This is a genomic window from Streptomyces sp. NPDC048506 (assembly GCF_040651315.1).
Taxonomy (GTDB): domain Bacteria; phylum Actinomycetota; class Actinomycetes; order Streptomycetales; family Streptomycetaceae; genus Streptomyces.
Genome location: NZ_JBEZIX010000004.1, coordinates 40,240 through 60,066, shown reverse-complemented (window position 1 = coordinate 60,066; position 19,827 = coordinate 40,240). Strand labels below are relative to the sequence as shown.

At 70.1% G+C, this 19,827-nt stretch carries 19 protein-coding genes and 1 pseudogene; 8 read left to right on the top strand and 12 right to left on the bottom strand.

The features are described 5' to 3' along the window. Positions 1–111 precede the first annotated feature (111 nt). Positions 112–708 (bottom strand): DUF5134 domain-containing protein, encoded by a 597-nt coding sequence (locus AB0C96_RS04160; protein ID WP_362913464.1) that lies wholly within the window; start codon positions 706–708, stop codon positions 112–114. Positions 709–979: 271 nt separating this feature from the next. Between AB0C96_RS04160 and AB0C96_RS04155 the strand changes: the two genes are divergently transcribed. From AB0C96_RS04155 to AB0C96_RS04145, 3 genes are all read left to right on the top strand, one after another. After that, a complete protein-coding gene (locus AB0C96_RS04155) occupies positions 980–2,398 on the top strand; it encodes a cellulase family glycosylhydrolase (RefSeq protein WP_362913462.1) in 1,419 nt (472 codons plus the stop codon). A gap of 166 nt (positions 2,399–2,564) precedes the next feature. Continuing rightward, on the top strand, positions 2,565–3,974 hold the full coding sequence (locus AB0C96_RS04150; RefSeq protein WP_362913460.1) for an ATP-binding protein: 1,410 nt from the start codon (positions 2,565–2,567) through the stop codon (positions 3,972–3,974). Next, positions 3,971–5,098, top strand: a complete 1,128-nt coding sequence (locus tag AB0C96_RS04145) for a tetratricopeptide repeat protein (protein WP_362913458.1) — start codon at positions 3,971–3,973, stop codon at positions 5,096–5,098. Before AB0C96_RS04150 ends, AB0C96_RS04145 begins: the two co-directional genes overlap by 4 nt. A gap of 44 nt (positions 5,099–5,142) precedes the next feature. Here the strand turns inward: AB0C96_RS04145 and AB0C96_RS04140 are convergent, their stop codons facing one another. The 5 genes from AB0C96_RS04140 to AB0C96_RS04120 form a co-directional block, all read right to left on the bottom strand. Beyond that, a complete protein-coding gene (locus AB0C96_RS04140; RefSeq protein WP_362913456.1) occupies positions 5,143–6,003 on the bottom strand; it encodes an urease accessory protein UreD in 861 nt (286 codons plus the stop codon). Continuing rightward, positions 6,000–6,743, bottom strand: a complete 744-nt coding sequence (ureG, locus tag AB0C96_RS04135; protein WP_362913454.1) for an urease accessory protein UreG — start codon at positions 6,741–6,743, stop codon at positions 6,000–6,002. The genes AB0C96_RS04140 and ureG overlap by 4 nt, the downstream gene beginning before the upstream one ends. A 61-nt stretch (positions 6,744–6,804) precedes the next feature. Then, positions 6,805–7,479 (bottom strand): urease accessory UreF family protein, encoded by a 675-nt coding sequence (locus tag AB0C96_RS04130; protein WP_362913452.1) that lies wholly within the window; start codon positions 7,477–7,479, stop codon positions 6,805–6,807. Positions 7,480–7,555: 76 nt separating this feature from the next. Beyond that, complete coding sequence (gene ureC, locus AB0C96_RS04125; RefSeq protein WP_362913450.1) at positions 7,556–9,511, bottom strand: urease subunit alpha; 1,956 nt, start codon at positions 9,509–9,511, stop codon at positions 7,556–7,558. Next, positions 9,504–10,196: an urease subunit gamma gene (locus tag AB0C96_RS04120; protein WP_362913448.1), complete on the bottom strand. Its 693-nt coding sequence runs from the start codon at positions 10,194–10,196 to the stop codon at positions 9,504–9,506. Before AB0C96_RS04120 ends, ureC begins: the two co-directional genes overlap by 8 nt. Before the next feature lie 496 nt (positions 10,197–10,692). Here AB0C96_RS04120 and AB0C96_RS04115 point away from each other — a divergent pair. Next, a pseudogene (locus tag AB0C96_RS04115) lies at positions 10,693–10,875 on the top strand (isochorismatase family protein); the annotation flags it as partial. A gap of 101 nt (positions 10,876–10,976) precedes the next feature. On the opposite strand, the gene AB0C96_RS04110 reads toward AB0C96_RS04115, so the two are convergent. Further along, a complete protein-coding gene (locus AB0C96_RS04110; protein ID WP_362913446.1) occupies positions 10,977–11,534 on the bottom strand; it encodes a hypothetical protein in 558 nt (185 codons plus the stop codon). A 196-nt stretch (positions 11,535–11,730) separates the two neighbouring features. On the opposite strand from AB0C96_RS04110, the gene AB0C96_RS04105 reads away from it, so the two are divergent. Beyond that, positions 11,731–12,633, top strand: a complete 903-nt coding sequence (locus tag AB0C96_RS04105) for an aminoglycoside phosphotransferase family protein (protein WP_362913444.1) — start codon at positions 11,731–11,733, stop codon at positions 12,631–12,633. A gap of 210 nt (positions 12,634–12,843) precedes the next feature. Then, positions 12,844–13,269, top strand: coding sequence for a hypothetical protein (locus tag AB0C96_RS04100; RefSeq protein ID WP_362913442.1), 426 nt, complete (start codon positions 12,844–12,846; stop codon positions 13,267–13,269). Positions 13,270–13,469: 200 nt separating this feature from the next. Here the strand turns inward: AB0C96_RS04100 and AB0C96_RS04095 are convergent, their stop codons facing one another. After that, complete coding sequence (locus AB0C96_RS04095; protein WP_362913440.1) at positions 13,470–13,856, bottom strand: VOC family protein; 387 nt, start codon at positions 13,854–13,856, stop codon at positions 13,470–13,472. Between the two features lie 144 nt (positions 13,857–14,000). Between AB0C96_RS04095 and AB0C96_RS04090 the strand changes: the two genes are divergently transcribed. Further along, positions 14,001–14,534 carry a GNAT family N-acetyltransferase gene (locus AB0C96_RS04090; protein WP_362913438.1) on the top strand — a complete coding sequence of 178 codons (534 nt, stop codon included), beginning with the start codon at positions 14,001–14,003 and terminating at the stop codon, positions 14,532–14,534. Between the two features lie 42 nt (positions 14,535–14,576). Here AB0C96_RS04090 and AB0C96_RS04085 read toward each other — a convergent pair whose 3' ends face one another. The 4 genes from AB0C96_RS04085 to AB0C96_RS04070 form a co-directional block, all read right to left on the bottom strand. Continuing rightward, positions 14,577–15,398: an amino acid ABC transporter ATP-binding protein gene (locus AB0C96_RS04085; RefSeq protein ID WP_362913436.1), complete on the bottom strand. Its 822-nt coding sequence runs from the start codon at positions 15,396–15,398 to the stop codon at positions 14,577–14,579. Next, positions 15,395–16,273, bottom strand: a complete 879-nt coding sequence (locus tag AB0C96_RS04080) for an amino acid ABC transporter permease (protein ID WP_362913434.1) — start codon at positions 16,271–16,273, stop codon at positions 15,395–15,397. Before AB0C96_RS04080 ends, AB0C96_RS04085 begins: the two co-directional genes overlap by 4 nt. 17 nt (positions 16,274–16,290) lie before the next feature. After that, a complete protein-coding gene (locus AB0C96_RS04075; protein WP_362913432.1) occupies positions 16,291–17,172 on the bottom strand; it encodes an ABC transporter substrate-binding protein in 882 nt (293 codons plus the stop codon). A 112-nt stretch (positions 17,173–17,284) separates the two neighbouring features. After that, on the bottom strand, positions 17,285–17,968 hold the full coding sequence (locus AB0C96_RS04070; RefSeq protein WP_362913430.1) for a glycerophosphodiester phosphodiesterase family protein: 684 nt from the start codon (positions 17,966–17,968) through the stop codon (positions 17,285–17,287). Between the two features lie 457 nt (positions 17,969–18,425). Between AB0C96_RS04070 and AB0C96_RS04065 the strand changes: the two genes are divergently transcribed. Next, positions 18,426–19,823 carry a DUF6421 family protein gene (locus AB0C96_RS04065; protein WP_362913429.1) on the top strand — a complete coding sequence of 466 codons (1,398 nt, stop codon included), beginning with the start codon at positions 18,426–18,428 and terminating at the stop codon, positions 19,821–19,823. Positions 19,824–19,827: the final 4 nt, after the last annotated feature.

Sequence of the window (19,827 nt, the reverse complement as noted above, 5' to 3'; positions counted from 1 at the left end):
GGCCATGCATCGGAAGTGACGCACGCCACCCCCGCAACAGGTGTGAACGGCGGATCGCACGGCGCTCACATCACTGATCGCGCCGAGCTCACATGGCTGTCTGCGCCGCGCTCACATCGCCAGCAGCATCGCCAGCATGCCGATACCCATCGCCACCCGGCAGGCCCGCAGCAGCCCCACCGGCTCCGCCCCCGCCCCCGCGCCCAGCCCGTTCGACCCCGCCCCCGAAGGCCCGACCCCGTCGGCCACCGCCCCCGTGGCCGGCGCCAGCCGGACCCCCGTGACGATCACATACACCGTGAAGTAGGCCAACAGCAGACCGGTCAGCAACGGCACCCCGACCGGCGACGCCGCGTGCGCCATGGCGCCCATCGGGCCGGAGTGGTCCATGCCGCCCGCCGGCAACGCCATCACCAGCGCCATGTACACCATCGCCCATGCCCCGACCGCGTGGTGCAGATGCCGCCGCGCCAGCGCCCACAGGCCGGCCGCCCCGAACACCGCGGTGAACAGCCAGGGCGACCACGCCGGTGGCGCCACGACGGAGGCCGGCAGCGCCATCGCCGCCATCCCCAGTGCCATCAGCCCCTCGCCGCGCAGCTCCGCCCGGTGCGCGGCGGGACCGGTACGCGCCCGTGCCAGGCAGTACGCGCCGGCGCCGGCGCACAACAGGACCAGCAGCCAGCCGGCCAACAGTGGTTGGTGCACGCAGCGCCTCCCCGGGGCCCCGGTACCCGTACGCGTCGGCTGCTGGATGCCCGCCCGGCGCCCGGCACACGGGAGCGCACGGACGCACGGGGGGAGCGCGGTCCGCCCGGCGGCAGGTCAGGGCCGGCAGCGCAACGGATGGTCCGCCGGGCTTGAACAAGGAAGCCCCGCCAACTCCCGTGAATTCCTGGGAACTTGACCCACCCGCCAGTAGCATCCGGCCGGCCAGTAGCACGCCGCCCAAGCAGCCATCCGCGAAAGGGTCTCCTGCATGCGCTTGACCTCCCGCGTCGCCCCCGCCGCCCTCGCCGTGGCCGCCCTCCTGCTCGGCGTCCTCCCCGGGCAGGCCCAGGCCCACCCCGATCGCGCCCCCGACCGGGTCACGGTCGGTGACCGCACCTTCATCGCCGACGGCCAAGGCCGCGCGCTCCAGTGGCGCGGCTTCAACCTCGCCGACAAGAGCAGCCGAGGCACCAACGCGTTCGCCGACATCCACGAGAGCGACCTCAAAGCCATGGCCGCCCGGGGCTTCAACCTCGCGCGCCTCGCGTTCTTCTGGGACGACCTCGAACCCACCCCCGGGCACTACGACCGCGGCTACCTCGCCAAGATGCGCCGCATCCTCGACTGGGCCGACCATTACCGCATCAAGGTCATCCTCGACGCCCACCAGGACGTATACGGCCCCCACTTCGGCTCCCGCGGCGTCCCCGACTGGGCCACCCGCGACGAGGGGTTGCCGTTCTCGCCGATACCCGACGACTGGTTCTCCGAGTACTTCGAGCCATCCGTACAGACCGCCTTTGACCACCTGTACAAGGACGCCGACCTCCGCGCCGCGCACGCTCGCATGTGGATGACGGTCGCCTCCGCCCTGGGCAGGCACCCGGCGCTGCTCGGCTACGACCTGATGAACGAGCCGTTCGCGAAGTTCCTCGAAGGCGAAGACCTCCCCGCCGCCGCGGCCCGCTTCGAAGCCACCGAGCTCACCGAGCTGTGGAACCGCCTTGCCCAGGCGATCCGCCTGGTCGACCACCGGTCGTGGGTATTCGTCGAACCAACCGTCATCGTCGGTGTCGGCGTCCCGACCCAGATGGGCCACATCGACGACCCGCACGCCGGCTACGCGCCGCACTTCTACGAGACCGCGATGGAAACCGGCGCCGACTACGACCCCAACGGCACCTTCATCCCCGCCTACGAGGCCGCGATCAGCGACTACCCGACCCGTAACCGCATGCCGGTGATCGTGGGGGAGTGGGGCGGCAACCCCTACGTTCCGCACGCAAGCCAGTTCGTCACCGACATGACGGCCTCCCTGGACCGCTTCTCCAGTGGCTGGACCTGGTGGCAGTGGTGCCGGGGCGGCGGCTACTGCTTCCTCGACCAGACGGGCGCCGCCAAGCCCAACGCCCAGCTGCTCGTCCAGCCGTACGCGCGGGCCGTCGCGGGCGACCCGCTCACGTTCGCGTACGACCCGGCCACCCGCACCTACACGCTCACCTTCCGCACCCGCGACAACGCAGAGGGGCCCACCCAGATCACCGTGCCCAGGGACACGTACCCAGGTGGCTACCGCGTCGATGTCCATGGCAGCAGGGCCAGTTGGGACGACCACGGCCAGACCGTCACCGTGAGCACCCATGGCAGGACCGGAGCCACCTACCGGATCACGATCAGCCCGAGGTAGCCCATCCGATTCGCTCGGGGGCTGCGGCCCCGCGGCCCCCCCCCCGCATCAACTGAAGAAATTCGCTGGCAAGGAAGCCCGAACGGCTGAGTTCGCTGTCAAGCGCCGCGATGGGATGACAGGGGTCACCGCAGGTCACTCGCGTCGGCTCCGTAAAGTGTGGGTCATGTCGGCGGAATCCCCCCTTATACAGAGCCTGCGTACCGCCGTTGCGGCGGCGCCCGATGACGTGCCCCTGCGGCTGCACCTCGCTGAGTTGCTGCTGAGCGCGGGGCACGGTGACGCCGCGGTGGGGGAGGTTTCCGTGGCGTTGCAGCACGCGCCCGGTGATGTCCAGGCACGTGAGTTGATGGTCCGGGCCCTGACAGGTGCTCCGGCAGACACGCCCGGCGAAGCCGCACTTCCCGCGCCACCACAGGTCCCGGTGCCCGGCCGACCTCCCGCCCCCGCCCCCGCCCCCGCCCCCTCCGCCGTGCCGCCGACGGCTCCGGCGCCGGAGCAGCCTCCGGCCTCTGCCGCCGAACGGCCGCAGGGCCCCGCCGCCGGGCACTCTCCGGTGTCCGCCCCCGCCTCGGGCCCTGGCTTCGACTGGATCGCCGCCGAGGATCAGGTCGGCGACGTCGTACCGCCTCGGTTCGTGGAGGCGCCGCTCACCGTTGATGGCAGCGGCGGCGATCCTGGGGATGCCGCCGCCTGGGACGTGGAGCGGCCCGGGGCCGTCCGCCTCGCCGATGTGGGTGGCATGCAGGAGGTCAAGGAGCGGCTGGAGGCAGCCTTTCTGGCGCCGTTGCGCAATCCGGAGCTGCGCCGCCTGTACGGCAAGAGTCTGCGCGGGGGCCTGTTGCTGTACGGGCCGCCCGGCTGTGGCAAGACCTTCATCGCGCGGGCCGTCGCGGGTGAGCTCGGGGCGAATTTCCTGTCCGTGTCGGTCAACGATGTGCTCGACATGTGGATCGGCAACTCCGAGCGCAACATGCACGAGCTCTTCCAGACCGCCCGCCGCCAGGCACCGTGCGTGGTCTTCCTGGACGAGCTGGACGCACTCGGCGGGAAACGCAGCCGTACCCAGAGCAGCGGCATGCGCAACACCGTCAACCAGTTGCTGACCGAGCTGGACGGCGTCGAGGCGGAGGCGAACGAGGGCGTGTTCGTGCTCGCCGCCACCAATGTGCCCTGGGACGTGGACATCGCCCTGCGCCGCCCCGGCCGGCTGGACCGGACCTTGCTGGTGCTGCCGCCCGACGGACCGGCCCGGGAGGCGATTCTCCGCTATCACCTGCGTGAGCGGCCCATCGAGAACGTCGACCTCGGCAAGCTCGTCAAGGCCACCGAGGGCCTGTCCGGTGCCGATCTGGCCCATGTCTGCGAGGCCGCGGCCGAGTCGGCGCTGCTGGACTCGGCCCGTACCGGGACCGTACGCCTGATCGGGATGAAGGACCTGCTGGCCGCGGCGGGGCAGATCGCGCCCTCGACGGAGCCGTGGTTCGCGGCCGCCCGCAACGTGGCGATGTACGCGAACGACGGTGGGATGTACGACGACCTGGTGGCCTACCTGAAGAAGAAGCGGAAGCTGTGACCCAACTGAACTCGGCCGTCGAACAGGCCCAGGCCCTCATCGACTTCAAACGCTACGAGCAGGCCCGAGCCCTGCTGTCGCAGCACCTCGCCGAGGACCCCGGCGACATGGCCGCCTGGATCAAGATCGGCTACTGCCACCTGAACACGGAGCAGCCGGAACAAGCCCTTCACGCGGCTGACGAGGCACTCAAGCTGGCTCCCGCGGACTTCTTCGCACTCATCCTGCGAGCCAAAGCACTGACCGACATACCCGACAGGGCATGGCGCGAGGCCGAGCCCGTACTGCGCGAAGCGGTCCGGGCCGACCCGCACCACTGGTACGGCTATGCGATGCTCGCGGACGCCGTATGCCGCATGTCGCTCGTCCGTTACGTCCAGGCGAACGGCTCCCAATTCCCCCCGCCGCACGAGCGCGACCAGGTCCTCCGCGAGGCGGCCGACCTGGCCGCGGAGGCGCTGCGGCTGGGCCCCGAGGAGGTCTACGCCCACGAAATCGCCCACCGGGTCGCCACCTTCTCGCTCAACACCACCCGCGCCGACCAGCTCGAACGCGCCATCCTTCGGCTCGACCCCACGCACGCCGAGGCGCTGGCCGCGCAGACCCAGAAGGCCGCCCAGGCCCCGGGCGTCAAGGCCGCCCAGGCCGCCGACCTCTACGCCACCGGGCTTGCCGCCGTACCGGACTCCACCGAGATGCAGCGCGGCCTCGACCAGGCCACGTACCGCATGCTGCGCGGGGTGCGGTGGCTCGCCCTGCTCTGCGTCGCCTTCGCCGGGACGGGGATGGACCTGTTCGCCGTCGAGGGCAAGGTGCAGAGGGAGCTGCCGCTGCCACTCGGCCAGCGCCTGTGGTTCCTCGTGGTGGCGACTGCCATCTGGCTCGTCGGCGCCCTGCTGCGCTACCGGCGCCGGCGCGCCGGCGTCCAGCTCAATGTGCGGTCACTGATACGCCGCCGCCGGTGGCCCCGCATAGTGCTGGGCCAGGCGGCCTGGGCCATGCTGTGCGCCGTGCTGATTGCCGAAGTCCCCTGGACGGACCGCCTGTTGCCGCAGGTACTGTTCTGGGCAGGGCTCGCGCCGACGTTCGCCACGACCTGGTTCGACCGGGAGAAGACCCGGTGAAGTACGGCCCGAGCCGCGGCCGGGTCTCCTTTCCTCCGCGGCCGTCACGCAGGCGGCACGGCATCGTTGAACGTCAGCCCCGTGAAGGGTTGGCGGTAGGTGTGCTGTGCTGTGTTGAGGAGCCGGCGCAGGAGGCGGCTGTCGGGGGCGACGGCGGTGACGAGTGTCGCGGGGCCTGCGAGCGGTGTCAGCACGGCCTGGCTGTCTTGCCGGGCGCCACCGAGAAGCCGCACTTCAGGGGCGTTCTCCTCGAAGGCCGGGTCGACGACGAGGAGTTGTCCGGTTGCGCGGTTGCCGGCGAGGACGGCCGGGCCGTCCCAGCCGGGTTCGCCCGGCCCGTACGCGGCCTGTTGGTCCAGCAGAGTGCGTCCACCACGTCGGACGGTGAGCCGGGTGGTCACATGGCCGGGCGGTTCGCCGGTGCGTCCGAGGATCTGCTCCTCACGTAGTACGAGCCGTGCGGAGGGGGCGAGGTCAATGGTCCATGTCTGGCGCAGATCACTGCCTGCCGCGCAGATCAGCGGTTTGGGGAGCCAGTGGAGCCGGGCGTGGTCTCCTACGGTCAGGTGCACGTCGTAGGTGGCGGGTGCGGAGGTCGGGCCGCGCAGGGCGAGGGTCGCGGCGGCGGAGGTGATGTGCAGCGCGGCGCCTTGTTGGACGGTGACTTCGAACCGCAGTCGGTCGCCGCCGAGGGGGGCGCTCATGGCTCCGACGATGCAAACCCGGGCCTGGGTACCGAGCGAGCGCAGGCGGCGCAGTTCGAAGGGGCCGTCGCCGTCCAGGACGGGCAGAGCGGTGGTGCCGCTCCGGGCGGCGGCCAGGATGCGGGCGGTGGCGCGCACTCCGACGGCAGTCCGGTCAGTGGCCGAGGCGGTCTTCGGGTGAGTGCAGGTGGTGAGGGTCATGCGGGGCCCGCGCTCCAGTCGGTGAGGCGTTCCCGGATCCAGCCGGTGACCGGCTTGATGCCGCCGTCGGTGATGAGGGAGGTGAAGGCGACGGGGAGTTCGCCGCGCTGGGCCTTGGCGTCGCGCGCCATGCCTTCCAGGTCGGATCCGACGTAGGGGGCGAGGTCGGTTTTGTTGATCACCAGGAGGTCGGCGGTGGTGACGCCGGGGCCGCCCTTGCGGGGGATGTCGTCGCCGCCGGCGACGTCGATGACGAAGATCTGGGCGTCGACCAGGCCCTTGGAGAAGGTCGCGGTGAGGTTGTCGCCGCCCGACTCGACCAGGACGAGGTCCAGCGGGCCCACCGCGTCCTCCAGGTCCTCCACGGCCTCCAGGTTGGCGGAGATGTCGTCGCGGATGGCGGTGTGCGGGCAGGCGCCGGTCTCCACGGCGGCGATCCGCTCGGCGGGCAGGACTGCTTCCCGGAGCAGGAATTCGGCGTCCTCGCGGGTGTAGATGTCGTTGGTGACCACGGCGATGGACAGCTCGTCGCGCAGTACGCGACACAGCGCGGCGACGGTGGCGGTCTTGCCCGAGCCGACCGGCCCGCCCAGGCCGATACGCAGGGCACGCCGGCGCCCGCTCTGCTGCGCTCCGCCTCGGCTCTCTTTGCGGTCTTCGGGTGCCGAGCCGGGCTCTACGGGATCGGCGGCGCTGTAGGTGCGGCGCTCGGGGAAGGTCTCGTCGTGGTCGCGGTGCATACCGGCTCCGGTTCTGCGTGGTGTGCGTGTGGCGTTCGGGGGTTTGGAGGGTTCTTGACAGTCAGGAGGCGAAGAGGCGTACCGGCCAAGCGGCGTGCTGCTGGGCGTTGATGTCGAGCAGCGGTGCGGAGGCGGCGGGCAGCGCGTCAAACCCTTCGTCGGGAATGCGCGCGGCGGCCGCAGTCGCCGCGGTGGCGGTCCGATCGAGGTCGGGGGCGAGGCGGGCGAGGACGGCGGTGGCGTCGAAGGGGTCCAGGCTCAGCAGCCGGACCGCCGCCGTGGCCGGCCCGCTGACCGCTTCGTACGCCGCCGTGTACGCGGCATCCAGCGGGGTCAGTCCGGCGGACCGTGCGGCCAGGCCGAGTACCACCGGTTGGTGAGCGCCCTGTGGCCGGGCCGTGGCCAGTGCGTCCAGCTCGGCCGAGGGCCAGGTCGCGCGGGCTGCCCGCATCATCTGCCGTCCCAGCTTGCGGGCGGTGATCCGTAGCGCCAGGACGGGTGTGCGGGCGTCGGCGGCCTCGTCGACCGCCACCGGATCATGGCCCGCGGCGGTCGCGGCGGCGAGCGCCGCGGCCACCAGGCCCGCGGTGTGCAGTCGCCCACGGCAGAAGTCCTCCAGCGAGTGCGGGTCCTTGATACGGCCCGCTGCTATGGCGGCTTCGGCCCCGCCGGAGTGCGCGTGTCCTCCGGCGGGGAACCGGCCATCGGCCAGGACGAGCAGTGCGGCACGACTCATCTTTCGCAGTTCACCTTCCGTTGCCCGGCTCCATGGCGCGGGCCTCTGTGCCGTCGCCTCGCCTGCTCGTCAGGGCTCAGAAGAGGAAGTACCTCTGGGCCATGGGGAGTTCGCTCGGATACTTCCGCTCGACGACCTGGCCCGCGACGGATGTCGTCACGTCCGCCACCTTCGCGCCCCCGGCGATCACCTCGTAGGTGTCGGGGTCGACCTCGACGTCGGGGGTGGCGTCGTTCTCCTTCATGTCCGTCTTGCGGACGCCACGCGTGCTGGTGATGGCCTTGAACTGCTTGGCCAGCCCGAGCCGTTCGGCCAACCCGCTGTCGATGGCCCGTTGGGTGACGAAGTTGAAGGAGGTGGCGCGAGGCGCGAGGCCGGTGGCGCCCCACATGGCGCGGGGGAGGACCGGCTGCGGGGTGGGGATGGAGGCGTTGGCGTCGCCCACCTGCGCGTACGCGATCTGCCCGCCCTTGATGATCTGGTGCGGCTTGACCCCGAAGAACTTCGGCTCCCACAGCACCAGGTCGGCCAGCTTGCCGGGCTCCACGGACCCGACCACCGCATCGATGCCCTGGGCGATCGCCGGGTTGATCGTGTACTTCGCGACGTACCGGCGGGCGCGCCTGTTGTCGGCACCCTTTTTGCCCGTTGGGCGTTCCTCCTCCGGCAGCCTGTCCTCCTCCAGGAAGCCCCGGCGGACCTTCATGACGTGCGCGGTCTGCCAGGTGCGCGTGATCATTTCGCCGATGCGGCCCATGGCCTGGGCATCCGACGACATGATCGAGATGGCGCCGAGGTCGTGCAGGATGTCCTCGGCGGCCATCGTGGAGGGTCGGATCCGGGAGTCCGCGAAGGCCAGGTCCTCCTCGATCTTCGGGTTGAGGTGATGGCAGACCATCACCATGTCGAAGTGCTCCTTGACCGTGTTGATGGTCAGCGGCCGGGTGGGGTTGGTGGAGGCGGGCAGGACATTCGGCTCCTTCACCATCTTGATCATGTCGGGGGCGTGCCCGCCACCCGCACCCTCGACGTGGAAGACGTGGATGGAGCGAACGGGGCGGCCGTCGCTTCCGTCGCTTCCGTCGATCGCCGCGATGGTGTCGTCGACGAAACCCGCCTCGTTCAACGAGTCGGCGTGCAACGCGAGTTGGACGCCGGTCTGCTCGCAGACCTCCAGGCACTTCTTCAGGACGGCCGGGGTGGCACCCCAGTCCTCGTGGATCTTGAAGCCGATGATGCCCGCGTCCACCTGGTTGAGCATGGAGTCCTCGGACATGGTGGCGCCCTTGCCGAGCAGCCCGACGTTGACCGGGAAGGCGTCCAGTGCCTCGAAGGTGCGGGCGATGTGCCAACAACCGGGCGTGACCGTGGTGGCGGTACTCCCCTCCGCCGGCCCGGTACCGCCGCCGATGAGCGTGGTGACACCCGCGGACAGCGCCTCGCCGACCTGCTCGGGGCAGATGAAGTGGACGTGCGTGTCGACCCCGCCGGCGGTCAGGATCTTCCCGTTGCCCGCAATCACCTCCGTCTCGGGACCGATGACGAAATCCGTGGGCGCCGGGCCGTCGTCGTTGTGCCGGTCGGCCCCGTCATGGAGACGATCCATCGTCTCGTCGTTGTACGCCTTGCCGAGCGCGGTGATGTGGCCGTCGCGGATGGCCACATCGGCCTTGACGATGCCCCAGTGGTCCAGGATGACGGCGCCGGTGATGACGGTGTCCGGGGGTTCGATGATGTCGCCGGCGTCGGAGTCACCGGACGCGTCCGGCTCGACGGGCTTGTCGTCACAGCGACGGTCGCGTGGCGCGATGGACTGCCCCATCGACTCACGGATCACCTTGCCGCCGCCGAAGACCATCTCGTTCCCGCTGCGCCCGGGACCGCCGGCCCAGTCGTCCTCGATCTCGATCCGCAGTTCCGTGTCGGCGAGGCGGATGCGGTCGCGGGTCGTCGGGCCGAACCGGTCCGCGTACTGGGCGCGGGTCAGGGGGTCGGACGGCTTGGGGGGCTCAGGGCAGCAACACTCAGTCATTGAGCTCACCCCCGACCTCATCGGAGGAATCTTGGATACTGCCGAGGGGGCCGCCGATCTCGCCGCGCAGGCCGTGCACCACACGCCTGCCCTCGATGGGTACGAGCTCGACGTCCTCGGGCACGTTGGGCTCGAAGCGCACGGAGCTGCCGGCCGGGACGTGGAGGCGCTTGCCCCGGGCGGCCTCACGGTCGAAATCCAGGCCGGCGTTGGCTTCGTGGAAGTGGTAGTGGGAACCGACCTGGATGGGACGGTCGCACGGGTTGTTCACGGTCAGCGGTGTGACCTCGCGGCCCTCGTTGAAGCGCACGAACTCGTCGTCCGGCTGCGTGGAGAAATCCACCTGGCCCGGGCACACGAGCGGCTTGTCCTCGTCGCCCGCTTCAGGGAAAGGGTCGTGGACGGTGACCAGCTTCGTACCGTCGGGGAACGTGGCCTCCACCTGCACGTTCTTGATCATCTCCGGGACGCCCTCCATGACCTCCTCCCGGGTCAGCAGCTTCTTCCCGGAGGACATGAGTTCGGCGACCGTTCTGCCCTCGCGCGCACCTTCAAGGACATGGACGGTTAACAGCGCAACGACCTCGGGGTAGTTGAGCCGAATCCCCCGTGCCCGACGCTTCTCGGCGACATCCGCCGCCACATGAATCATCAAGCGCTCTTGTTCGTGTGGAGTCAGGTGCATAGCCCTACCCTGCGTTCGCCCTGTCCAGAGCTCATGCCCTGGACATCGGAGCCGGGACCGGTCATGACCGTCGACAGCCCGGGGTGGGGCCTCCACGGCCTCACTCCCACGCCGCGCGGCGCAGCTTCCTTGGCCATCCGGCCCCAACCCTCGTGACGACGAACATGGACACACGGGCAGAGTCGAAAACGCCCCACAGTCACACCACGCCCGTACGAGTGAGCCGTAAGGATTCTTCCGAGAAAAGCGAGGGATTCAGCTGTATGGCCTGGTCGACTGCCCCCTCAGTGGGGATGCCCTCCGACAGACCTGCGTCGTGGAGCACCGGCTGTCCTTGCCGCACTGGCACCCCGGGTGGCCGTCGCTTCCCCTCACGGCTGTGGCATGAAGATCCACAGGTTTCCGCTGCCGTTCGGCTGCCCGTCCATCGACCATCGCAGACAGCAGCACAATGGCACCGATGAGCATCGCCCTCTGCCGGAGCCGGCCGCGCTGGAGCGATCTCGACGTCGTGGGCATCGCCACCGACCACTGCGTGAAGGCCACCGCGCTGGACGGCGTACGAGCGGGCTTCGCGGTACGGGTCCTGCTCGACTACGCCGCCGGCGTTGCCGCCGACAGGACCAGTGCCGCGATCAGCGAGCTGCGCCAAGCGGGTGCCGACGAAACAGCGCGCCCGGGAACCGCCCCTGCGGCCGGGTCCTCGCGCCCGTTCTCCGCCCGAGCCGCCGACCGCGGGTGGGGCGGGACCTTCTCCATGCGGGCGGGCTCACACCCCCGTCAGTCGTCCTCCTCGTCCTGTTGATCCATCAGGCGGTACTCCTCGTACACAGCTGTCCCTGGCGCCGCCACATGCACCTCGGAGTCCGACCAGTCGGAGTCGTGGAATTCGCGGAAGAACAAGTTGGCGATGCTGTCGTTGATTTCGATGCCGGCCACGTGCAGGGCCGGAACGCGGAACGGCTTCTCACGCGGCCAGGGATCATCGCCCGCGTCGTCCACATGGATGTCGATGCCGAGCAGCGGCAGATCGTCGGAGGCGAAGGTCTCCGCGTCAGCCAGATAAAGGTGGTCGTACGGCAGGCCGTGGCCGGTGTCGGGGGCGGCGGCGAGCACCGTCTCGGGCACCAGGCCCCGGTACTTCTCCTTGTCGATCGGGGTGACATACGAGATGGCTCGCTCGTAGTCGCAGACGTCCTGCGAGCCTTCCTCGAAGGTGACGGGCATCTCCAGGGCCCGCAGCAGGCGAGCCCAGCCGACAGGGTCGGTGAAGTCGGTCCGGAGAACGGGAGCGGCGTCCATGCGGGGCAGGCGTATCGGTCGTGGGTCGTGATTCATGCCGTGGACGTTAGCGTTGGGCTCTGACAGGACGAGGAGTCCTCGACTCACAAGGGCGACTGTCACAGGCCCTGCACAGCCACGAGTGAACCAGTGCCGCATCAGAGAACCTTTGCCCTGACGCTTCGGCGTGCGTTCCTCGGGACGAAGAAGTCCGCCGTATGAGTCGGCGCCTGCCCCAGTACTGTGGCTTCGTATGACCGACGCCGAGATCGAGATCACCGCAGACCTGGTCCATGACCTGTTGCAGGAGCAGCATCCGGACCTTGCAGGGCTGGTCATCCGCGAGGTAGCGGGCGGGTGGGACAACCAGCAGTGGCGCCTTGGGGACGAGTTGGCCGTGCGCATACCGCGTACAGAACGTGCCCCGGACCTTCAGCGCAAGGAGCGCCGGTGGCTGCCCGTCCTGGCCCCGCGCCTGCCGCTCCCGGTCCCGAACCCTGTACGGATCGGTGAACCGTCCGCGCGCTTCCCTAAGCCCTGGACCATCATGACGTGGGTTCCCGGCGAGCCGCTGGACTACACCGCGATCAGCCGCGGCGACCACGCGGCCGACACTCTGGCGGGCTTCCTCAGCGCGCTCCACGTGGAGGCGCCCGCCGAGGCGCCGATCAGTTCGGACCGCGGCGCTCACCCCAAGAAGTGCACGGACGGCTTCGACCGCTTCTTTCAAGCCGTTGTCCCCGGCGGCATTGCCGACGATGTCCGGGCCATCTGGGACGATGCCGCTGCGGCGCCCGAGTGGCAGGGTCCGCCGGTTTGGGTGCACGGTGACCTTCATCCCGCGAATGTCGTCGTCTCGGACGGGACGCTCTCAGGCGTGATCGACTTCGGTGACATGTTCGCCGGCGATCCGGCGTGGGACCTCGCGGCCGCATGGGTAGTCCTTCCTGCGGGCGCCGCCTCACGCTTCTTCGACGTGTACGCGCATGCGGACGAGGCGACGATCCGGCGCGCCCGCGGGCTGGCTGCTCTGAAAAGCCTGTTCCTCATGCTGATGGGTCAGAACGGAGACCGGGGCCTTCCTGGCGGCAAGCCGACATGGGGACCCGCGGGCCGGGCAGCGCTCGATCGTGTTCTGAGAGGCGGTTTGATGTAGGCACGGAGCGACGATCCTCATCCGATACTCGCTGCCGGAACTGCCGGAACTGCCGGAACTGCCGGAACTGCCGGAACTGCCGGAACTGCCGGAACTGCCGCGACGTCGCTCTCGCGTCGCTCACGATGCCCTCCTCGTGGAGACGAACAGACCCTGTCGGCTCGTGACGCCCTTGAGGCGGTCCTCTAACTGGTCGGTACCGTGCGGCAGGTGTGGAACGGGCTCCCGGCCGGGCAGCGCGCGAACGCGGTGATCTTCGCGGCGGACTACAGCGAGGCCGGCGCCATCAACGAACTGGGCCGCAGCGCCGGGCTGCCCACCGCCGCGGGCTCCCGGAACACCGACTGGTGGTGGGGTCCGGGCAACCCGCACGCGACGACCGTGGTGGCCGTCGCTCCTGGCCCCGCCTACGCCTCCGGGTTCGAGACCCACCTGCGCCAGTACTTCCGGAGCGTCCGCGTAGCCGCCACCCTCGCCAACCCCGATGGCGCGCGAAACATCGAATGGGGCGGACACGTTTACGTCTGCACCGGCCTCGTCCGCGCCCTGGGCGCGATCTGGCCCGAAGGAGTAGGCCCGGCACGCCGGCATCTGGACATCGCGCGTGAACTCGCCGATGGCACCATCGGCGAATAGCCACCGAGCTGAACGCTGTTCACCGGATGAGCCGTTCTCAAGGCCAACGAGAGTGCTTCGGCAGCTCACCCACGCCAAAGGCCCGTGAAGGCGTAAGACAGGTGCGTCGGGATGGGCGACGTCGCTCGTTGATGAGGTGAGAGGAGTCGGGGATGCGTTGTGTGGCGATCGCCGCGGGCGGCGCCAGTTCGGCGTCGTCGTCAGGGCCGGTATCGGAGTGGATGGTCCGCTGGGATTTCCACGATGACGACTTTGTGGCCGTCCGGGTCGGCGATCCACATCTCGATCAGGCCCCAGGGCTCCTGCACGGGCGGCCGCAGCACCTCCACCCCGCGCGCCAGCAGCTCCGAGTGGGCCGCCGCCGCGTCCGCCACCTGGAGCCACAGTTGGAGGGTGTCCGCCGGGGCCTGCGCGGCGCGGCCGGAGACCTCCAGGAAGCCGCCGCCGAGGAAGTACACCGTGCCGCGCTCCGGTCCGGTACCGAACTCCCGGTAGATCTCCAGCCCCAGCGCCTCGCCGTAGAACGCCCGTGACCGCTCGGGGTCGGACGGCCGCAACAGCACCCTGCTGCTCAGTACGTGCACCATGGCAGGACCCTATGTCGCCGGGCCGCGCGGCCCGGTGCAAGACCCGGGGCGCATGGCCCTGACGAGACCCCAGGGGCGCTTGTTAGCCTCGATTCAGCCATTTGCCCGGCTGTGACCGTCCCGGCTGAGAGGACCCGAGGCACCATGCCCACCACCGAGCTCACCTTTCGCACCGCTCTCGACACCGACATCCCCGGACTCGTCGAGTTGATCGAGTCGGCGTACCGCGGGGACGCGAGCCGGGCCGGCTGGACGACCGAGGCGGACCTGCTGGAGGGGCAGCGCACCGACCCCGACGGCGTGGCCGCCGTGGTGCGCAACCAGGACGGCCGGCTGCTGGTCGCCGAGCGGGACGGCGAGCTGATCGCCTGCTGTCAGATTGAACACCGCGGGGACCACGCGTACTTCGGGATGTTCGCGGTGCGCCCGGCGCTTCAGGGCGGCGGGCTCGGCAAGGTCATCATCGCTGAGGCCGAGCGCACCGCCCAGGAGATCTGGGGCGCCCGCGAGATGCGGATGACCGTCATCAAGCAGCGCGAGGAGCTGATCGCCTGGTACGAGCGGCGCGGCTACCGGCGCACCGGCGAGCTCTCCCCGTTCCCGTACGGCGACGAGCGGTTCGGCATCCCGCAGCGGGCCGACCTGGAGTTCGAACTGCTGGTCAAGCCGCTGGGGTAGGACGTCCGCACGCCGGGCCGGCTGCCGGGCGGGCCGCCGTGCTCACAGCCGGCCCGCCCGGATGATCCGCTGGAGGAACTGCCGTGTGCGGTCGTGCTGCGGGTCCCCGAAGACCTGCTCCGGGGTACCGCGTTCCCGGACCACCCCATCGTCCAGGAAGCAGACCTGGTCGGCGACCTCCCGCGCGAAGCCCATCTCGTGGGTGGCGATGACCATGGTCATACCGTCCTCCTTGAGGTCCCGGACCACGCCGAGCACCTCGCCGACCAGCTCGGGGTCGAGCGCCGCGGTGATCTCGTCGAGCAGCAGCAGCCGGGGCCGCCCGGCCAGCGCCCGGACGATCGCCACCCGCTGCTGCTGGCCGCCGCTGAGCCGGTCCGGGTACTCACCGGCCCGCCCGCCGAGCCCCAGCCGTTCCAGCAGCTCCCGGGCGCGCGCCTCGGCCTCGGCGCGCGGCACCCCGTGCACCCGGCGCGGCGCCAGCGTGACGTTGTCCAGGACCGTCATGTGCGGGAAGAGGTTGTAGGCCTGGAAGACCACACCGATCCGGCGGCGGACCGCGTCCGCGTCGGCCCGCGGGTCGGTGATCTCCTCGCCGTCCAGGAAGATCGCGCCGTCGTCGATCTCCTCCAGCAGGTTCGCGCAGCGCAGCAGCGTGGACTTGCCCGAGCCCGAGGCGCCGATCAGCGTGGTCACGGTGTGCGGGGCGACCTCCAGGTCCACGTCCCGCAGCACCACCGTCCCGCGCCCGTACGTCTTGCGCACGGACTCCAGCCGCAGCACCGGCCCGCTGCCTACAGCGTCCGTCCCGAGGCTCACCGCGCCCTGGTCGGCGGGGCGGGCCGTGTCGTCCGTCGTGGTCATACGAGGCCTCCCTGGGAGCGTCGGCGGTCCATCCGGGTCGTGACCCAGTCCGTGAAGCGGGTCATCGGAATCGTCAGCGCGACGAAGACCAGTCCGGCCACGACGTACGGCGTGAAGTTGAAGTCCTTGCCGGCGATGATCTGCGCCGCGTACACCGCGTCCACCGCGCCCGCGACGGACACCAGGCCGGTGTCCTTCTGTAGCGAGACCAGGTCGTTGAGCAGCGGCGGCACCACCCGCCGCACCGCCTGCGGCAGCACCACGAACCGCAGCGCCTGGCCGCTGGAGAGACCCAGCGACCGGGCCGCCGCCCGCTGCGAGGGGTGCACCGATTCGATACCGGCCCGGAAGACCTCGGCCACATACGCCGAGTACGTCAGCACCAGCGCGGAGCCGCCGAGCACCACCGGATCGGTGGTCACGCCCTGCAACCGCAGCGCCGGCACCCCGAAGACCACCATCAGCAGGCAGATGATCAGCGGCAGCCCGCGGAAGAAGTCGGTGTACGCGGTGGCCAGCGCGCGCAGCGGGAAGAACACCGGTCCGCGCAGGGTCCGGGCTACCGCCAGCAGCAGCCCGAGCACCAGCACCGCCGCCCCGCACACCACCAGCAGCTGGAGGTTGAGCAGCAGCCCGTCCAGCACCTTCGGCAGCGCCTTGCGGGCGTACTCGGCGCTGAAGAAGGTCGCGCGGGTGCGCGGCCAGCCGGGGGAGTGGGTGATGACCAGGACCAGCACGAGGCCGGTGACCAGGGTGCTCAGCGCGGCGACCGCGGTGGCCCGCCGGGCGCGGGCCCGCCGGAAGCGCTCCCGCTCGATGCGCCGCTGCGAGGGCAGGTAGCCGTCGTCGGCCGGCCGTCCCGTCGGTGCCGTCAACGTCCCTTTTCCGTACGTCACTTGAGCACCGGTGCGTCGACCGCGTCGGACAGCCACTTCTTCTCCAGCGCGGCGAGCGTGCCGTCCTTGCGCAGCGCATCGACCGCGGCCGTCACACACCCGGTGATCCGGCTCTCCTTGTCCAGGACCAGGCCGAACTGCTCCGCGGCCCTGCCGGTGCTCGCGAACTGGCCGACCACCTCGGCGTCCTTCACCTCCGCCGAGGTGATGTAGAAGGCCGTCGGCAGGTCGGTGACGATCGCGTCGACCTGACCGTTCTTCAGGGCGGTCTTGGCGAGGTCGTTCTTCTGGAAGGGCGCGGCGGGGCGGGTGGGCCGGATGGTGTCGTTGACGACGTCCAGGCTGGTGCTGCCGACCTGGGCGCCGAGCCGGACGCCCCGGAGGTCGGCGATGCTCCTGGCCCGGGCGGCCTTGGAGCCCTTGAGCGCGATGACCGCCTGCCGCACGTCGTAGTAGCCGGCGGAGAAGGCGACCGCGCGCTTGCGTTCGGCGCTGATGGACACCTGGTTGATGTCGAAGTCGAACCTCTTCTCACCGGGCGCGAAGGCGCTGTTGAACGGCACGGTCTGCCAGTCCACCGCGCTCCTGCCGTACCCCAGCCGCTTGGCGACGGCATAGGCGACCGCCGACTCGAAACCCTTGCCGCTGGCCGGGTCGTCGTCGATGAACCACGGTGCGTAGGCGGGCTTGTCCGTGCCCACCGTGAGCTTCCCGGCGGCCACGGTGGGCAGTTTGCCGCGGTCACAGCTCTGCTTGCCCTGCCCGGCGGCCCGCGGGCCACCGGGGGACGCGTCCTGCGGAGCGCAGCCGACGGCCGCGGCGAGCAGCACGACGGTGGCGCAAACGGCAAGGCGACGAGGGCGGTTGACTAGGCGCATGCCCGGAGAGTGGCAGTGCCCGAGCCCGTCTGTCGAGATCAACGGGGCGAATGTCCGCATGGTGGAAGCCTGTTGCGCCTCTGTGAACTGCGGATTTCCCCGGTCCGGGACGTTACGCGGTGAATCGCACCGCGCGCCTGATCTCCGGACGGTCGGTCACCACGCCGTCGAGCCCCAACCCGCGTGCCAGCCGGAGGTGATCGTGGGTGTTGACCGTCCAGCCGAGCACCTTCAGCTGCGCGGCGTGGGCGCGCTCGACCAGTTCGAGGGTGAGCCGGCGGATGTTGAGGGAGAGCATCGTGGCGCCGACGGCCTGGGCGCGGTCGACGACGTCGGTGCCGTAGCGGCTGCCGACCAGCGCGGTGCGCACGCCGGGCAGCAGGGTGCGGATCGCGGCCAGCGCCTCGTCGTGGAAGGAGATCACGTCGACCCGGCCGACCAGGTCGCGTGACCGCATCACCTCGGCGAGCGCCTGCGCGGCCGCCACGTCCTTGATCTCCGCCTGCAACGGGGCCTTGACCGCCTCGACGACCTCCTCGAAGACCGGGATCCGCTCGCCCTGCCCGGCGTCCAGCTCGCGCAGCTCGGCGAGGGTGCGCTCGCCGATCGGACCGGTGCCGTCGGTGGTCCGGTCCACGTCCGCGTCGTGCATCACCACCAGCGCGCCGTCCTTGCTCAGGTGCAGATCCAGTTCGATGACGTCGAGGCCTTCGTGCTCGGCGCGTACGAACGAGCGCAGGGTGTTCTCCGGCTCGACGCCCATGATCCCGCGGTGCCCGATGGTGAGAAAGGACAAGGCTGCCTCGCTTCTGTCGGCTCGGTACTGCTGTCGGCTCTACGTCTCTGCGTCAGTACATCGCTACGTCAGTGTCGACCGTCGACCGTCGGCAACGGCGGTACGAAATGGCGCTCAGCCTAACGGGCAGGGGTGCGGCGAACCGGGTTGCCGAAGGGACCGCGGTGTGTCCAGTACGGGTACCCGCCATAGCACGCTTCAGACCGTCTCACCCGTGCGTGGGCGAGTCCTGCCCGCACTGACCCGCGTGTGGCATATGCCACTGCCGTGGCCGACGGAGGAACCGCGGAATCCCTTGCCGCAGCGGGCAGGAAGTGTGGCGGATGCCGTTGGAGGCAGGAAAAATGGGCGTGAGGGCGGGGTGTGGACAGAATAATTTTCAGCTACCCCACTTGAGTGGGGGCTCCTGAGCTGGTTACCGTGTGCTCACCACACGATCTACCGCCGGAGGGCAGTCATGACGGAAATTCTTTCGCCTGTGGGTGTCCCGTGGGGCACTCTGACCGCAGAACGTGTGGTCGACAACCCGGCGTGGCCCGTGCTCAAGGGCGCGGTCGAGACCATCCGCCCCTGGCAGTCCAAGGACGGTTCGATCGACCTGACCGCCGAGGGCGCGCCCACCGCCGAGGCCGTCCGTGCCGAGGTCGAGCGGGTGATAGCGGCCGTCGAGGAGCTCGCCCCGCTGCTCCCGCACGACGCCGCCTACCACCAGGCGCTCGTCGTCGACCTGCGCCGATGGGCCGACGACGGCTTCGCGGTGCCGGACTTCCTGGACTCGCTGCTGGCCTTCCAGCCCGCCCGGCACCGTGCCGACGGCCTCCAGCACCTGGTGCTGTTCCCCATGTACACCCAGAACGGCAACCCGGACCGCAACTTCGAGGCCGTCGTGCTGCGGATGGTCTGGCCGGACTGGCTCGCCGAGCTGGAGCGCACCCGCTACGACAACCCCCTCTTCTGCGGCATCACCTTCGAGGACTTCACGGCGGGCTACGACACCAACTCCGCGGTGCTGTTCCCGGAGACGATCGCGGTGCGCCAGGCCCCCGAGCGGTTCAGCTGGGGCGGCATCTTCTGCGACCGTGAGGCCGCCCGCTTCCGCCGGGTCAGCGCGGCCGCCGTCGACACACTGGGCATCGAACTGCCCGAGGACGTCCGCGAGATGCTCGACGACCAGGAGCGCTGCCAGGAGGCGTTCGTCCTGTGGGACATGGTCCACGACCGCACCCACAGCCACGGCGACCTGCCGTTCGACCCGTTCATGATCAAGCAGCGCCAGCCGTTCTGGATGTACGGCCTGGAGGAGCTGCGCTGTGACCTCACCGCCTTCAAGGAGGCCGTGAAGCTGGAGGCCGAGGGGTACTCCCAGGCCCGCGACGTGCAGTTCGCAGTGATCTTCGACCGGATGTTCCGCTTCCCCGTCACGGGCGACCGGGTCCGCAACTACGACGGCCTCGGCGGCCAGCTGCTCTTCGCGTACCTGCACAAGCACGACGTCGTACGCTGGACGGACAACACCCTGCATATCGACTGGGAGCGGGCGCCGAAGGTCACCAACCAGCTGTGCGGCGAGATCGAAAAGCTCTACCGCGACGGCATCGACCGGCCCAAGCTGGTCCACTGGTTCGCCGCCTACGACCTCGTCTCGACCTACCTCGCACCGCACCCGGGTTCGGTCTGGGCCAAGGGTCCCGACGCCCTGGACCTGGACCAGCCGCCGCGCAAGCTCGTGGACGACGTGCTGCCCGACGAGTTCCCGCTGAGCATGTTCTACGAGGCACTCGCCAAGAAGCTGCGTGCTGTGATCGTCTCTACCAAGGGCATCACGGCCCACAGCGACGCGCTGGCGGCGGCATGAGCAC

Bases quoted from the DNA above. Each gene is read 5' to 3' on its own strand.
- AB0C96_RS04155 (WP_362913462.1), top strand. From the start codon at position 980: ATGCGCTTGACCTCCCGCGTCGCCCCCGCCGCCCTCGCCGTGGCCGCC.
- AB0C96_RS04150 (WP_362913460.1), top strand. From the start codon at position 2,565: ATGTCGGCGGAATCCCCCCTTATACAGAGCCTGCGTACCGCCGTTGCG.
- AB0C96_RS04140 (WP_362913456.1), bottom strand. From the start codon at position 6,003: ATGACCCTCACCACCTGCACTCACCCGAAGACCGCCTCGGCCACTGAC.
- ureG (WP_362913454.1), bottom strand. From the start codon at position 6,743: ATGCACCGCGACCACGACGAGACCTTCCCCGAGCGCCGCACCTACAGC.
- AB0C96_RS04130 (WP_362913452.1), bottom strand. From the start codon at position 7,479: ATGAGTCGTGCCGCACTGCTCGTCCTGGCCGATGGCCGGTTCCCCGCC.
- ureC (WP_362913450.1), bottom strand. From the start codon at position 9,511: ATGACTGAGTGTTGCTGCCCTGAGCCCCCCAAGCCGTCCGACCCCCTG.
- AB0C96_RS04120 (WP_362913448.1), bottom strand. From the start codon at position 10,196: ATGCACCTGACTCCACACGAACAAGAGCGCTTGATGATTCATGTGGCG.
- AB0C96_RS04110 (WP_362913446.1), bottom strand. From the start codon at position 11,534: ATGAATCACGACCCACGACCGATACGCCTGCCCCGCATGGACGCCGCT.
- AB0C96_RS04105 (WP_362913444.1), top strand. From the start codon at position 11,731: ATGACCGACGCCGAGATCGAGATCACCGCAGACCTGGTCCATGACCTG.
- AB0C96_RS04095 (WP_362913440.1), bottom strand. From the start codon at position 13,856: ATGGTGCACGTACTGAGCAGCAGGGTGCTGTTGCGGCCGTCCGACCCC.
- AB0C96_RS04090 (WP_362913438.1), top strand. From the start codon at position 14,001: ATGCCCACCACCGAGCTCACCTTTCGCACCGCTCTCGACACCGACATC.
- AB0C96_RS04085 (WP_362913436.1), bottom strand. From the start codon at position 15,398: ATGACCACGACGGACGACACGGCCCGCCCCGCCGACCAGGGCGCGGTG.
- AB0C96_RS04075 (WP_362913432.1), bottom strand. From the start codon at position 17,172: ATGCGCCTAGTCAACCGCCCTCGTCGCCTTGCCGTTTGCGCCACCGTC.
- AB0C96_RS04065 (WP_362913429.1), top strand. From the start codon at position 18,426: ATGACGGAAATTCTTTCGCCTGTGGGTGTCCCGTGGGGCACTCTGACC.